Source organism: Actinomycetospora sp. NBC_00405, from assembly GCF_036044095.1.
Classification (GTDB): Bacteria; Actinomycetota; Actinomycetes; order Mycobacteriales; family Pseudonocardiaceae; genus Actinomycetospora; species Actinomycetospora callitridis.
Map to the genome: position 1 here is coordinate 4,260,209 of NZ_CP107938.1, position 13,868 is coordinate 4,274,076.

13 protein-coding genes are annotated in these 13,868 nt (G+C 76.6%); 9 read left to right on the forward strand and 4 right to left on the reverse strand.

Translation table 11 applies throughout. From position 1 onward, the window contains the following. Window positions 1-41 precede the first annotated feature (41 nt). The 7 genes from OG774_RS21030 to OG774_RS21060 all read left to right on the forward strand — a co-directional run bounded on the left by OG774_RS21030 (window position 42) and on the right by OG774_RS21060 (window position 9,860). Window positions 42-1,184 (forward strand): MFS transporter, encoded by a 1,143-nt coding sequence (locus OG774_RS21030; protein WP_328304003.1) that lies wholly within the window; start codon window positions 42-44, stop codon window positions 1,182-1,184. Continuing rightward, on the forward strand, window positions 1,181-2,077 hold the full coding sequence (locus OG774_RS21035) for an aminoglycoside phosphotransferase family protein (RefSeq protein ID WP_328304005.1): 897 nt from the start codon (window positions 1,181-1,183) through the stop codon (window positions 2,075-2,077). The genes OG774_RS21030 and OG774_RS21035 overlap by 4 nt, the downstream gene beginning before the upstream one ends. Before the next feature lie 24 nt (window positions 2,078-2,101). Then, window positions 2,102-6,235 carry a TIGR02680 family protein gene (locus OG774_RS21040; RefSeq protein ID WP_328304007.1) on the forward strand — a complete coding sequence of 1,378 codons (4,134 nt, stop codon included), beginning with the start codon at window positions 2,102-2,104 and terminating at the stop codon, window positions 6,233-6,235. Beyond that, window positions 6,232-7,698, forward strand: coding sequence for a TIGR02677 family protein (locus tag OG774_RS21045; RefSeq protein WP_328304009.1), 1,467 nt, complete (start codon window positions 6,232-6,234; stop codon window positions 7,696-7,698). Before OG774_RS21040 ends, OG774_RS21045 begins: the two co-directional genes overlap by 4 nt. A gap of 70 nt (window positions 7,699-7,768) precedes the next feature. Continuing rightward, a complete protein-coding gene (locus OG774_RS21050) occupies window positions 7,769-8,929 on the forward strand; it encodes a TIGR02678 family protein (RefSeq protein WP_328304011.1) in 1,161 nt (386 codons plus the stop codon). 105 nt (window positions 8,930-9,034) lie between these two features. Then, the gene (locus OG774_RS21055; RefSeq protein WP_328304013.1) at window positions 9,035-9,403 is read left to right on the forward strand and encodes an ArsR/SmtB family transcription factor; all 369 of its coding nucleotides are present in this window, start codon (window positions 9,035-9,037) and stop codon (window positions 9,401-9,403) included. Further along, a complete protein-coding gene (locus OG774_RS21060; protein WP_328304015.1) occupies window positions 9,384-9,860 on the forward strand; it encodes an SRPBCC family protein in 477 nt (158 codons plus the stop codon). Before OG774_RS21055 ends, OG774_RS21060 begins: the two co-directional genes overlap by 20 nt. Here OG774_RS21060 and OG774_RS21065 read toward each other — a convergent pair. Together OG774_RS21065 and OG774_RS21070 are read right to left on the reverse strand one after the other, a co-directional pair. Beyond that, window positions 9,851-10,600, reverse strand: a complete 750-nt coding sequence (locus OG774_RS21065) for an EI24 domain-containing protein (RefSeq protein WP_328304017.1) — start codon at window positions 10,598-10,600, stop codon at window positions 9,851-9,853. The two genes, OG774_RS21060 and OG774_RS21065, sit on opposite strands and share 10 nt — an antisense overlap. 17 nt (window positions 10,601-10,617) lie before the next feature. Further along, entirely contained in the window at window positions 10,618-11,487 is an 870-nt protein-coding gene (locus OG774_RS21070; protein WP_328304019.1) for a LysR family transcriptional regulator, read from the reverse strand. Between the two features lie 70 nt (window positions 11,488-11,557). Between OG774_RS21070 and OG774_RS21075 the strand changes: the two genes are divergently transcribed. Beyond that, window positions 11,558-11,914, forward strand: coding sequence for a nuclear transport factor 2 family protein (locus OG774_RS21075; RefSeq protein ID WP_328304021.1), 357 nt, complete (start codon window positions 11,558-11,560; stop codon window positions 11,912-11,914). Between the two features lie 64 nt (window positions 11,915-11,978). After that, window positions 11,979-12,863, forward strand: coding sequence for an ABC transporter substrate-binding protein (locus OG774_RS21080; protein WP_328304023.1), 885 nt, complete (start codon window positions 11,979-11,981; stop codon window positions 12,861-12,863). Here the strand turns inward: OG774_RS21080 and OG774_RS21085 are convergent. Next, window positions 12,847-13,428: a TetR/AcrR family transcriptional regulator gene (locus OG774_RS21085; RefSeq protein WP_328304025.1), complete on the reverse strand. Its 582-nt coding sequence runs from the start codon at window positions 13,426-13,428 to the stop codon at window positions 12,847-12,849. The genes OG774_RS21080 and OG774_RS21085 overlap by 17 nt on opposite strands. Then, window positions 13,425-13,835 (reverse strand): VOC family protein, encoded by a 411-nt coding sequence (locus OG774_RS21090; protein ID WP_328304027.1) that lies wholly within the window; start codon window positions 13,833-13,835, stop codon window positions 13,425-13,427. The genes OG774_RS21085 and OG774_RS21090 overlap by 4 nt, the downstream gene beginning before the upstream one ends. Between the last annotated feature and the right edge of the window lie 33 nt (window positions 13,836-13,868).

The window sequence follows — 13,868 nt, forward strand, 5'->3', positions numbered from 1 at the left end:
GCCGGCGCGACGTCGACCGCTCGGCACCGCCGTCGGCGATCGTGCTCGCGCTCGCCGGATCGGCGGCGGTGGCGACCGCCTTCGGGATGGCCCGGTACGGCTACGGGCTGCTGCTGCCCGACATCAAGGACGACCTCGCGCTCACCGCCACCACGCTCGGGGCCGTCGGGACGCTGGCCTACGTCACCTATGTCGGCACGGCCAGCGTGGTCGGCAGGCTCGTCGCCCGCGTCGGTCAACGCGCGACCGTGGTCGCGGGCGGGCTGCTGGCCGTGGCCGGGACGACCGTCATCGCCGTCGCCCACGGCCCCGCCGTGCTCGCCCTCGGGGTGGCGACCGCCGGCGCGAGCGCCGGGCTCGTGCAGCCCCCGTTCGCCGACGCCGTCGACCGGCTGCCCGCGACGGTCCGGGCCCGGACGCTGTCCACGATCAGCTGCGGCACCGGCTGGGGCGTCGCGATCGCCGCGCCCATCGCGATCGCGGCGGGCGATGCCTGGCGCAGTGCCTTCCTCGGCTTCGCCGTCTGCGCCACCGCGAGCACCCTGCTCGCCGCCTCCGTGCTGTCGCGCGGCACCCAGGCGCCGGTCGACCCACCACGGGACGGCCCCCCTGGACCACGCCGGGGCCGCGCCGCGGCGCCCATGCTCGCCGCTGCCCTCCTGGTCGGGCTGGGCAGCGCTCCGTTCTGGACCTTCGCCGTCGACGCCGCGCGCACCGCCGGCCTCGACCAGACCGCCGGACGCGCCCTGCTCGGCGTCGCCGGCGTCACCAGCCTGCTGGCCGGCGGCGCCGCCGACCTGATCAGTCGCCTCGGCGCGACGTCGACCTTCGTCCTCGGCGCGCTCGTGGAGGCAGCCGCCATCGCGACCATCGGGGTGGCGCCGGACCACTTCGTCGCCGTGATGGTCGCCGCCGCGGCGTTCGGCGTCGCCTACAACACGATCGTCAACGTGACCGTCCTCTGGGGCACCCGCCTCTACTCCGACCAGCCCTCCGCCGGCTCCGCGGCCGCGGTCCGGGCACAGGCGATCGGGCTGCTGTGCGGCCCGCTGCTCGGCGGCGTCGTCGCCGACGCGATCGGCCTGACCGCCACCCTTCTCGGCGGTGCCGCCGTCGTCGCCACGGCGGCACTCTTCGCTCCGCGCAGGGACGTCGTCCACGACGCCGTGGGACCGCGCACATGACCACCCGCGGGACCGCCGCCTGGCGCGACGAGGTGCTCGCGTGGGTCGCGGAGACCACCGGCCTGCGGCCGACCGGCGAGGTCGAGCAGCGCCACCGCGCCTGGTCGACGGTGCTGCGCATCCCGACGGCCGAGGGCCCGCTCTGGCTCAAGGAGCCCGCGCCCGGCATGGCGCACGAGGTCCCGCTGCACGCCCTGATCGCCCGCCTCGCCCCGGACGCCGTCGCGGCGCCGCTCGCCGTCGACGACCGGCGGCTCCTCCTGCCCGACCACGGCCCCAGCGTCCGCGACACCGACGCGGACCCCTCCGACGCGATGACGGCGGCCCTCCCGCGCTACGCCCGCCTGCAGCGCGCCCTGGCCGCGCACCTCGGTGACCTCCGGGCCACGGCCGTCCCCGACGCCACCCCCGGCGCGCTGGTCGACCGCTTCGGCGAGGCGGTGGCGACCATCGGCGGCCCCGACGACGACCGCCGCGCCCTCGTCGCCGGGTGGGCGAGCGAGCTCGACGGGACGGCCGCCCCGACCGTCGACCACCAGGACCTGCACGTGGGCAACGTCCTGGTCGACGGGCGCTTCGCCGACTGGGGCGACGCCGTGCTCGCCCACCCGTTCGCCAGCCTGCTCGTCGCGCTGGGTTCGCTGCGGCGGACGTTGCAGGTCGCCGCGGACGACCCCGCGATCACCCGGCCCCGCGACGCCTATCTCGACGCCTTCGCCGACCTCGCACCCCACGAGGAGCTCGTGCGGCTCGCCGAGACCGCCTGCCGGGCCGCCGTCGTCGCCCGCGCCCTGACCTGGCAGCGCGGTGCGGCGGGCGATCCACGGTTCGTCGACACCCCCCGCGAGGTGCTCGCCCTCGTCGGCGACCCCGACTGGCTGGCGGGCACGTAGGACCCGCTCCGTACCCTCGTCCGGGTGCCCGCTGACGATCCCGAGCAGCGCTGGAGGCCCTCCCGCGCCGGCATCCTGAACGTCTACCAGTACCAGGACGAGGTGCTGGAGTTCGCCGGCGGGCGCCTGCTGCTGCGCGGCGTCAACGGGTCGGGCAAGTCGACGGCGATGAACATGCTGCTGCCGTTCCTGCTCGAGGCCGACGTCCGCAAGATCGACGCGGCGGGCGAGCAGCGCGGAGTGCTGCGCAGCTGGATGCTGTCCGACCACGACGACACCCAGCGCACCGGCTACCTGTGGATCGAGTTCGAGAGATGCGCCGCAGGAGGAGACACCGAGTACCGCACCATCGGCTGCGGCATCCGCGCCAACCGCAGCACCGACCGCGTCGCCACCTGGTGGTTCTCCACCGACCGCCGCGTCCGGATCGATCTGCGGCTCACCGAGGCCGACGTCCCCTTCTCCGTCGACGTGCTGCGCGCCGAGCTGGGCACGCGCGGGCAGGTGTTCACGTCCACCGCCGAGTACCGCGCCGAGATCGCGCGGCGGTTCTTCGGCGGCGTCGACCCGGGCGCGTACTTCCGGCTGCTGCACCAGGTGCGCAACCCGCGCGTCGGCGACCGGATCGACACCGACCTGCCGCGCACGCTGCGCGAGGCGCTGCCGCCCGTCCCCGAGGACGCGGTGCACGACGCCGCGCAACCGCTCGAGGACCTCGAGGACCACCGCCGCAACGTCACCGACCTCGCGCGCACGGCCGAGGCGCTCGACGGCGCCGTCGAGACCTACACCGACTACGCCCGGCGCGTCCTCGCGGCCGCGGTCGACGACACCGCGGGCACCGTCGACGCCGCCCGCACCGCGGCCCGCCGCCTCGAGCGCGACCGGGGTGGCGTCGAGAAGGCGACGGCCGCGCAGGCGAGCGCCGCGACGGTGGTCGCCGACCTCACCGACGACCACGCCGCGGCCACCGCCGAGCGCGCCGGCCTCGCGGCGCTCCCCGAGTACACCGCGCACGCCGACCTCGTGCGCCGCCGCGACGAGGTCGCCCGCGCCGACGCCCACACCGCGACCCTCGACGGCCACCGCGCCCGTGCCCGCGACCGCGTCACCGCCGCCGCCTCGGCCGTGGCCGCCGCCCGCGGTCAGCTCGACTCCGACCTGGCCGGGGTGGCCGACGGGCTGCGGGCGGTCGCCGCCGCGGCGCGCGCCGCGTCCGCCCCGTCGATCGCCACGACCCTCCCCGACCCGCCGACGCCGGCCCCCGAGCCCCGGCGCGACGAGGTGGGCGAGACCACCGTCGACGTGCCGCAGGACCCCGAGGACGACCTCACCGCCCACCTCGCGGGCCCCCTGACCGCCGTCGGCGACGCCCTGCGCACCCACCGCACGACGGTCCGCGACGTCGCCGAGCGCGCGAGCGGCGCCCGGCGTGCCACGGAGGCCGCCGACGCCGCGGACGTCGCCGCCGCCGACGCGCTCGCCGCGCACGAGGCCGCCGCCGAGCAGGCCGCGGCCGCCCGCCGGGCCGCGCGCGCCGCCGCCGACGAGCACACCGACGCCGTCGCCGGCTGGACCCGGCGCCTCGGCGAGCACGTCGCCGCGGTACCGCCCGCCGAGCCGGACGGGGCCGCGGGCTGGCTCGCCGTGCCCGCGGTCGGGGACGACGAGGCCGACGACCCCGGGAACACCGACCTGCGCCGCGCCGCCGAGGCCCGGCGGGCCCGCGCGCGGCACGCCGCCGACGACCTGACGGCGACGCTCACGCAGGCGCGGACCGTCGCCACCACCCGCGTCACCGACGTCGAGGCGGAGCTGGCGCAGTGGCGCGCCGAGCACGCGCGGGTCGAGGACGCCGGCGAGCTGGCGCTGCCGCGCGCGTCCTGGCGCACCGACGACGACGTCGCCGACGGGACGCGGCTGGCCTCGCTCGTCGACTTCCACGACCACCTCGGCGACGCCGAGCGCGCCGGCCTCGAGGCGGCCCTGGAGGCGTCGGGGCTGCTCGCCGCGGCCGTCGACGGCTCCGACGGCAGGGGGACGCTGCGCATCGGCGACCTCACGGTGAGTCCGTCGGCCCCCGCCGACGGCACCGCGCTCGACACCCTGCTGGCGCCGGTCGACACGGGCGAGGTCCCGGTCGAGGCCGTCGCGGAGGTGCTCGCGGGCGTGGGTGTCGGGGCCGGCCCGGTGCACGTCGCCACCGACGGCACCTTCGGCCTGGGCCCCCTGCGCGGACGGCACGCCAAGCCCGCCGCGGAGCACGTCGGGGCGGGTGCCCGCGCGCAGGCCCGGGCGCGACGTCTCGCCGAGCTCGCGGCGCTGGTCACCGACGCCGAGGCCCGTCGCGACGCCGCCCGCGCGACCTCCGACGTCCTCGACGCGCACGCCGGGACGCTGCGCCGGCTCGTCGCGGAGCTGCCCGGTACGCGTGGGGTGGACGACGCCGTGGCCGCCGCGACCGGCGCCGTCCGCTACGCCGAGGGCGCCGAGGCCCGCCACCGCGAGCTGACGGCGTCGGCGACCGACGCCCGCCGCCGCGCCGACGACGCCTGGGCGGCGCTGTCCCGGGCGGCCGCCGAGGCGGGTGTGCCCACCGACCCGGAGCGGCTCGACGGCCTGCTCGAGTCCGTGGTCGACGCCGAGCGCGCGCTCGCCGGCGTGGACTCCGCCCGCGACCGCTTCACCCGGACCGCGCGCGCGTGGCGCGAGGCGATCAGCGCCTGGGAGCGGGACGCGGCCGACCACGCGACCGCCGTCGGCGAGCACCGCGCCGCCGCCGCCCACGGGGCGTCGGTGCGCACCGAGCTGTCGACGATCGAGGAGTCCCTCGGCGAGGAGCCGGCCAAGGTCGCCGCGCGCGTCGGCGAGCTCGACGACCGCCTGCGCGAGGTCGCCGGGCAGCTCGAGGGCGCCCGCGAGCAGCAGACGGCGGCGGCGGTGGCCGTGTCGAAGGCCGAGATGACGCTCGAGGAGACCCGCCGCGCCCTCGACGAGCGCCGGGGAGCGGTCCGCGGGGCGCGGGGACGGCTGGTCGAGGCGGCCGCGGTGCCGGGGCTGCTGGCGGCGGCGGAACGGTCGACCGAAGCGGTCGAGGACGCCGACGAGGATCTCGCCCCGGAACCCCTCCCGTCGCTGGCCGACACCGTCGAGGGCGCCGAGGAGCTCGTCGCGGCCCTGCGGGCGCGGCTGCCCGCGCCGCGCCGGGCCGTCAGCGAGGACGCGCTGGAGAAGGCGCTGCGCACGGCCCGCGAGGACCTGGCCAGCGGCTGGGACATCGAGAGCACCCGGTCCGCGGACGGGATGCCGCTCGCGGTGCACGTCAGCGGGCCGTCGCGGGCGGTGCTCGCGCAGATGGTGCACCGCGTCGCGGTGCAGCGCCGGCGGGCCGTGAGCCTCTTGTCGGCGCAGCAGGACCAGGCGCTGCGCAACCTGCTGCACGGCCGGATCGCCCGCGAGGTCGCCGACGCGCTGTTCTCCGCGCGCGAGCTGGTCGACCGGATGAACCGCATCCTCAAGGGCGTCACGTCCAGCCAGGGCATCGGCGTGCGGCTCGACTGGCGCCCGCGCGGCGACCTCGACCCGGAGACCGCGACGGCGCTGGAGCTCCTCGGCAAGCACCCCGACCTGCGCAGTCCCGACGAGGACGACCAGGTGCGCGAGGCCGTGAAGACACTCGTCGAGCAGGCGCGCACCCACGATCCCGAGGCGTCGTACCGCAGCGTCATCGGCGAGGTCCTCGACTACCGCACCTGGCACGAGATGCGGCTCTACCTGCGCCGGCCCGGGCGCAGCGACGAGCTGCTGACGCGCCGGACGACACTGTCCGAGGGCGAGAAGAAGCTGGTCACCGTGCTGCCGATGGCCGCCGCGGCGGCGGCGAGCGCCGCCGCGCACGATCCGCACGGCGTGGGCGCGCCGCGGCTGGTGCTGCTCGACGACGCGTTCGCGAAGGTGTCCGAGGACAACCACGCCAAGCTCTTCGGCCTGCTCGTCGACCTCGACGTCGACTTCGTCGTCACCTCCGAGCGGCTCTGGGGCACGCACCCGAACGTCCCGGCGCTCGCGATCACCGAGGTGCTGCGCGACCCGGAGCTGCGGGCCATCGCGCTCGTGCACTACCGCTGGGACGGGGCTTCCCTGGAGGTGAAGGGGTGAGCGGCGTCCGGACCTCCGTCTTCGCCTACGTCACCGAGTCGCCCGAGTACCGGGCGATCCTCACCGTCTTCGCCGGCACGTTCTTCGCCGAGCTGACGCCGGCCGAGGTGACGGCACGGCTGGACACCGACCTCGACGAGGGCACCGTGACCGCCCGGCTCGAGGCGCTGCGGGGCTGGGGCAACCTCGAGGTGTCGGCGTCGGTGGGCCAGGTCGGCACCGTCGAGGACTACTACCGGCGCCGCAACCGCTACCTGATCACGCGCGTCGGGCAGGAGGTGCACGACGTCGTCGAGGGCGTGCTCTCGCAGGTCGACGACGTGCGCGACGTGTCCCTGGGCCGCCTCGACCAGCTGCGGGCGGGGCTGGACCTCCTCGTGGGCCTGGACGCCGGGACCGCGCCGCCGGACCGGCTCGCCGAGGCCGTGCGCGCGGTGTTCGATCCGCACGTCGCGTTCTCCGCGGAGATCACCCAGTTCTTCGCGGCGATCAACCAGTGGCAGTCGCGGTTCGACCTCGACGAGGACGAGTTCGCGTTCTTCTCCGAGGTCCTCGTCGGCTACGTCGGCGAGCGGCTCGAGGCGCTGCGCCGCCGGGCCCGCCCGGTCGGCGCGCTGCTGGAGACGGTGCTGCCGCGCGTCCCGGTGATCGTCGAGCGGGCGGCGGACGGGCTCGCGGCCCGGGTCGCGGCGGCGGGGCTGTCGAGCGTGCGCGTGCGCCGCGAGCCGGGTGCGGTGGAGGCCGACTGGGAGAACCTCGCGTCGTGGTTCCTCGGCGCGCCGGGACGTCCGAGCCGCATCCAGGTCCTCGAGCGCGACGCCGTCGACGCCGTCCGCACCCTGACCCAGAACCTCACCCGGCTCTCGCGCAGCGGCACCGCCGGGGCGTCGCGGCGCGCGGACTACCTGCGTCTCGCGCTGTTCTTCGACCGCAGCGACCCCGGTTCGGTCCACGAGATCGCGGCCGCGGCGTTCGGGCTCGCCGGCGCCCGGCACCTCGGGGGCGCCGGCGGCGACGACACCGACCCCGTGGACGCCGCGGTGTCGTGGTGGGACGCGCCGACCGCGCAGGTGCCGGTCAGCCTGCGCGAGCGCGGCGACACCACCAGCCGCGGGCGCACCAGCCGCGTCCAGGACCGCAGCCAGGAGCGTCGCCACCTGCTCGCGAAGCGTGCGGAGGCCGAGCGTCGGTCCGCCGCCGCGCGCGCCGAGCTGGTCGAGGCGGGGGCCGAGGGGTTCACCGCGCGCCTGTCCGAGCCGGCCCTGCGCGAGCTCCAGCGCGTGCTCACCCGGGCCGTCGCCGACCTCGGCCCGGCCTTGTCTCCGGGCGCCTCGGGCACCGTGACCCTCGACGGCGTCCGCTGCACCGTCGCCCGCGCGCCCGGGACCTCGACCAGCGTGCCCACCCACGCCGGCGCCCTGCGCGTCCGCGACCTCACCCTGACCGTGGAGCCGGCGCCGTGAGTCTCGCAGCGAACGCGCTGTTCGCTGCTTCTACGCGCGCGAAGTCCCCGTTGATCACGGGGTGCGCGCCGTGACCGCCGCACGCTCCGACCCGCAGCGCGACGGCGAGCTGGTCGCCGCGACGCGGGCCCTGCTGACACGTCCGTGGCGCACGGCGGAGGCGGACCCCGAGATCGTCGCGCTGGTCCGCCGTCACGCCGACGCACTGGACGCGTGGTTCACGCAGGAGCTGAACTACCGCCTCGTCGTCACCGCGGACACGGCGCGGCTGGTCAAGGTCGGGCACGTGCCCGCCGACCGGCCGTTGCGCACGATCTCGACGACGCCGCGCGCGTTCACGCCGTCCGAGTACACCGCGCTCGTCCTGGTGCTCGCGGCGACGACCTCCGGCCCCGACCGCACGAGCCTGCGGGACCTCGTCAACGGCGTGCACTCCGCGGCCGCCGAGGCCGGCATCGTGATGGACACCGACACCGCGTCGCGTCGGGCGCTGGTGACGGCGCTGCGCTGGCTGATCGCGCACGGGATGGTGCGCGAGCTCGACCGCGGCGTGGGCCTCTACGAGCACGACGCGGATGCCGACGCGCTGCTCGAGGTCCGCCAGGACCGGATGGCGCTCCTGCCGGTCGGCGCCGTCGCGGGGGCCGAGACGCCGGCCGACCTGCTCGCCCGGGCCCGCGCCCGCGGGTCGGCGTCGACGGCGGCGCGACGGCGGCTCGTGGAGGACCCCGTGGTCCACGCCGACGACCTCGACCCGGCACGGTTCGCCGAGCTCCGGCGGCACGCGGGCGACGAGGCGCGCCGGATCGAGGCGCGCACGGGGCTCGTCGTCGAGGCCCGCGCCGAGGGCTTCGCCGCGCTCGACGTCGACGGAGGCTGCTCCGACGTCGCGTTCCCGGGCTCCGGCACCGTCGCTCACGCCGCGTTGTTGCTGGTCAGCGAGCTGATCTACCAGTTCCGACCGGCCGAGGACCCCGAGCCGATCCCGTGGCCGTCGGTGCGCGAGGTGCTCGCGGAGCTGGTCGGCGAGTACGGGCGGTACTGGTCGAAGGCAGCGATCGCGGATGGCGACCGCTTCGCCGTCGACGTCGTCGGGCTGCTCGAGGCGATGCGCCTGGTCTCCCGCGGGCCCGAGGGCTCCCTGCGCGTCCTGCCTGCGGCGGCGCGCTACGCCCCCGAGGTGACCGTCGCCGACGGTGACGACGAGGAGGAGCAGCCGACGCTGCTCTGAGGGTCAGCGGCGGTCCGTCGCTGACATCGAGCGTCCGTATCGCCACGCACTCGCGCGCGATGTGTAGCTGGACGGTTAATGAAGAATCTGGTTACATATCCCACTGTGTTCCCCGCCGATGCGCTCGCGGACCCGGTACGCCGGGCGATCCTCGAGCGCCTGGCCGACGGGGAGGTCGGGGCGGGCGAGATCGCCGCGGACTTCCCGGTGAGCCGCCCGGCGATCAGTCGCCACCTGCGCATCCTGCGCGAGGCGGGGCTCGTGACGTCGCGGGTCGCGGGTCAGCACCGCATCTACCGACTCGACCGGCGTCCGCTCGCGGAGCTCGACGCCTGGTTGCAGCGTTTCCGACCACTCGGGAGCGCCGGCCCCGCGAGCCGGCTCGACGCCCTCGACACCGAGATGCACCGCGGCCGGCGTGCCCGCCGCGCCGCCGCCGACGAAGGAGACCGTCATGACCGCACCGCCGGCTGAGACCCGCACCGACCCCGACGGCACGACCACGCTCGTGTGGCGCCGCGAGTACCCCGACCCCGTCGACGACGTCTGGGCCGCGATCACCGACTCCGAGCGCCTGGGCCGCTGGATCGGCACCTGGACCGGCGAGCCCCGCGTCGGCGGCACCGTCGCGTTCACGATGACGGGCGAGGCGGACGCGGGCGACGAGGTCCCCGACCCCGCAGACGTGCGGATCCTCGCCTGCGAGCCGCCGCGCCACCTCGTCCTCCAGTTCCCCGAGAGCGAGGAGCGCTCCTGGCACCTCGACCTCACCGTCGAGCCCCTCGGCGACGGCGCGGTGCTCCTCTTCGCCCAGCGCCTCGCCGACGGCCTGAAGCGCGAGGACGTGGAGAGCGGCTGGCGCTGGTACCTCGACCGCCTCGAGGCGAGCCTGCACGGCGCCCCGATGCCGAACTGGGCCGACTACGCCTGAGGTGCGACCGGCTCGCCCCGCAGCTCACGGGCGAGCAGGGTCGCCGCCGCCGCGCCGGCCGGGACGGCCAGGATCGCGACGAGCGGGATGGCCGCGAGCAGGTACGTCGGGATCCCGACGCCCCAGGTCAGGAGCTTGCGGGACCGCAGGAGCCGCCGCCGGCCACCGAAGTCCAGCCCGCGACGCTGCAGGGCCGGTGCGGTCAGCTCGATCATCAGCAGGCGTCCGCCGACGAGGGCGGCCCCCACCGGCGCGAGCACGGGCCCGACCACCGGGATCAGACCGACGAGGAACAGCGGCACCGCCGCGAGCACCGAGAGCCCGATGAGCAGCAGCCCGTCCCGCACCCCGCGCAGGACGGCGCCAGCCCACGACCCCGCCGGCGTGGGCACCGCGCCCAGCTCCTCGTCGACGGTCTCGGAGAGCTTCTCGTAGAACGGCCCGCCGACCGCCAGGGTCACCGCCACGAAGGTGACGACGGCGGTCGCCCCCGCCGCGGCCACGATCGCGACGCCGGCCGCGAGGCGCGCTGCCGTCCGGGCCGTCTCGGACCACCCGTCGGCGAACGGGGTGATCCCGGCCGCCAGGTCCGGCAGCCACACGCCGAGCGCGATCAGCGCGCCGACGTAGAGCACCGACACGAGAAGGGCCGGCACGGCGCCCAGCGCCAGCAGCCGCGGCGACCGGAACACCGTCGCCGCGCCCCGGACGAACAGGCGTACCCCGAGCAACAGGTCCACCCGTCCGATTCTGTCGGCTACGCGATCCACTCCCGAGCCCGGGCGAGCAGCGCGCGGGCCGCCGGGCTCAGGGGCGCGTCCCGGCGCCGGGCGAGGTCGATCCGAGCCCGGACCTCGGGCACCAGGGGCGCCACCCGCACGTCGTCACGTCCGGCGACGGCGGGCTCGGGAACGATCGCGACCCCGAGGCCCTGCACCGCGAGGTCGAGGAGTACCACCGGCGAGCCCGCCTCCAGCGCCGGCGTCAGCACGATCCTGGCGTCCTCCGCGGCGCTGTCGAGGGCCGCGCGCACCCCCGCCCCGCGCGGCAGGGTGATCACCGGGTGCTCGGCGAGGTCGGCCACCGTCACGGTGTCGCCGAGCGGGTTCCCGGGCGGCAGGACGGCGACCAGCGGGACGTCGAGCACGACGTCGACGTCGAGGTCCGCGGGCGGGTCGCCGTGCCGCCCGACCCACGCGAGGTCGAGGTCGTGGTGGCGCAGCCCGTCGAGCAGTGCGTCGGTGGCCGCCTCGACCAGCCGGATCTCCACGCCCGGGTGGGTCCGGTGGAAGTCGCCGAGCAGGCCGGGCAGGTCGACGACGCCGCCTCCGCGCACCATGCCGACCGACACGCGGCCGCGGACGAGGCCCGCGAGCTCGTCGGCGGTGTCGCGCACGGCGGCGACCGCGGCGAGCGCGGCGCGCGCGTGCGGCAGCACGGCCTCCCCGGCGGGCGTGGGACGGACCCCGCGCGCCGAGCGGTCGAACAGCACGTGCCCCAGCTCGCGCTCGAGGCGCGCGATCTGGGCGCTGATGCCCGGCTGGGCGACGTGCTCGCGCGCGGCGGCCCGCGTGAACCCGCCCTCCTCGGCGACGGCGACGAGGTAGCGCAGCTGGTGCAGCTCCATAAGCGTCAGTTGTAGCAGCGAGCGCCAACAGCTCTTCGACTTCTGGGAGATCGGGACCCAGGCTGGGTCCGTGACCACGACGACGCACCGCACCCCCGCCGACACCATGACCGCCTACTTCGACGCGTGGCGGCGCCGCGACGCCGGGTCCCTGTACGACGTCCTCGCCGACGACGTCGTCTTCGACGGCCCGATGGGCCACGTCGAGGGGCTCGAGGACAACGTGGCGAGCCTGCGGGGGTTGTTCGGCATCGTGACCGGCGTGACGATCCGGCAGGTCTTCGTCGACGGCCCCGAGGTCGCGACGATCTACGACCTGCACACCACCGAGGCCGAGCCGATCTCCACGGTCAACTGGAGCACCGTCGAGAACGGCCGCGTGACCCGCATCCGCGCCGTCTTCGACCCCCGCCCGCTGACGGGCTGACGCGACCTCCGTGAGCGAAGTTCCCGGCTATAGCCGGGAACATCACTCACATAGGGTCGAGCACGTGCGGATCGCCTCGCTGCTGCCGGCGGCCACGGAGATCGTCGGCGCGCTGGGTCTCGCCGACGATCTCGTGGCCGTGACCTTCGAGTGCGACCGGCCGGAGGCGATCAGGGCCACGCGCCCCGTGGTCGTCGACACCGCGCTCCCGGCGGGCCTGACGCCCACCGAGATCGACGCGACGGTCCGCGAGCGGGCGGCGCAGGGGCTGCCGCAGTACGCGCTCGATCGCGAGGCCCTGCGCGACGCCGCCCCCGACCTCGTCCTCACCCAGGACCTCTGCCGGGTCTGCGCGCTGCCGGCGTCGACGGTGGCCGAGGCGCTCGACACCCTCGACCTCGACGCGACCGTGCTGACCCTCGACCCCCACACCCTCGACGAGGTCCTCGACGCGATCGCCTCCGTGGCACGCGCCGCGGACAGTCCGGCGGCGGGCGAGGCGCTGGTCGCCGAGCTGCAGGAACGTCTGCACGCCGTCGACGAGGCCGTGAAGGGCCGGCACCGGTCCCGGGTCCTCGCGCTCGAGTGGGTCGACCCGCCCTTCCTGCCCGGGCACTGGGTGCCGGCGATGGTGCGCCGCGCGGGCGGGGAGCCGCTCGCGGGGATCGACGGCGGGCGCAGCGTCGCGACGACCTGGGACGAGGCCCGCGCGCACGCCCCGGACGTCGCGCTCGTCGCGCCGTGCGGGTTCGGGCTGGACGACGCGATCGCGCAGGCGGATGCGGTGCGGGCCGAGCTCCCCGGCGTGCCGCTCGTCGCGATCGACTCCGCGTCCTACGTGGTCCGCGCCGGCCCGCGGCTGGTCGACGGCATCGAGGCCCTGGCCGCCGCGCTGCACCCCGACGCCGTGCCGGCGCCCCCGCCGGGCCGGATCACGGCTCTCGGCTGAGCACCGCCGCTGCGAGCTGCTCGGCGACGGCCCCGGCGTCGTCCGGGTCGCCGAGCGCCCCGGGCAGCGTGAGCTGGTCGAGGATCAGGCCCTCCATCGCGTGGTGCAGCAGCGCGACGGCCTGCCGCCCACCCGGCGCCCCGGCCTCCTCGTGGAACGCCACGTCGGCCTCGAAGCGCGCCCGGACCGTCGCGGTCAGGGACTCGCGCAGCGCCGGCCGGCGGGTCGCCTCCAGCCGCAGCTCCAGCAGCGCCACGTAGACCTCCCGGCGCGCGAGCACCCGCTCGAGCAGGCGGCGCATCACCGTCGGGGTCGGGTCCCCGCCGCGGGCGGCCGCCAGCTCGGACTCGTCGGGCTCGAGACGGGTGTGGATCCGCTCGCCGAGCTCGGCGAGCAGGGTGTCCCGGTCGGCGAAGTAGTTGGTCGCCGTGCCGGTGGCGAGCCCGGCGCGGGCGTCGACCGCCCGGAACGTCAGGCCCCGCGCGCCCTGCTCGGCGAGCACGGCGAGGCCGGCGTCGAGGAGCTGGTCGCGACGCTGCGGGTTGCGGGGCGGGCGGGCGGTCACGACGCGGACGTGGACGAGGCGACCCAGGCCGGATCGGGCGCCGTGACCTGGACCAGCTCGACGCCCGTGCCGGCCGGGTCGCGCACCAGGCACCGGCGCTGGCCCCACGGCTCGTCGCGTGGCGCCACGTCGACCGGCACGCCGAGCTCGACGAGCCGGGCGTGCTCCGCGTGGACGTCCTCGACGAGGAACGCGAGCACCACGCCGGCTACCGGCCCGCCCATCCCGGCGAGCGCGTGGTCGCGGTGCACGACGCACAGGTCGAGGTCGTCGTGATCGGGGTGCCGCAGGCTGACGAACCAGCCGATGTCCAGCGTCACCGCGAACCCGAGGACGTCGACGTAGAAGGACCGGACCGCCGGGACGTCCCCGGTGTGGACACACACCCCGAGCGTGCTGAACCGCATGCAGGCCTCCTGACCACGTCATCTGTCGTGGCC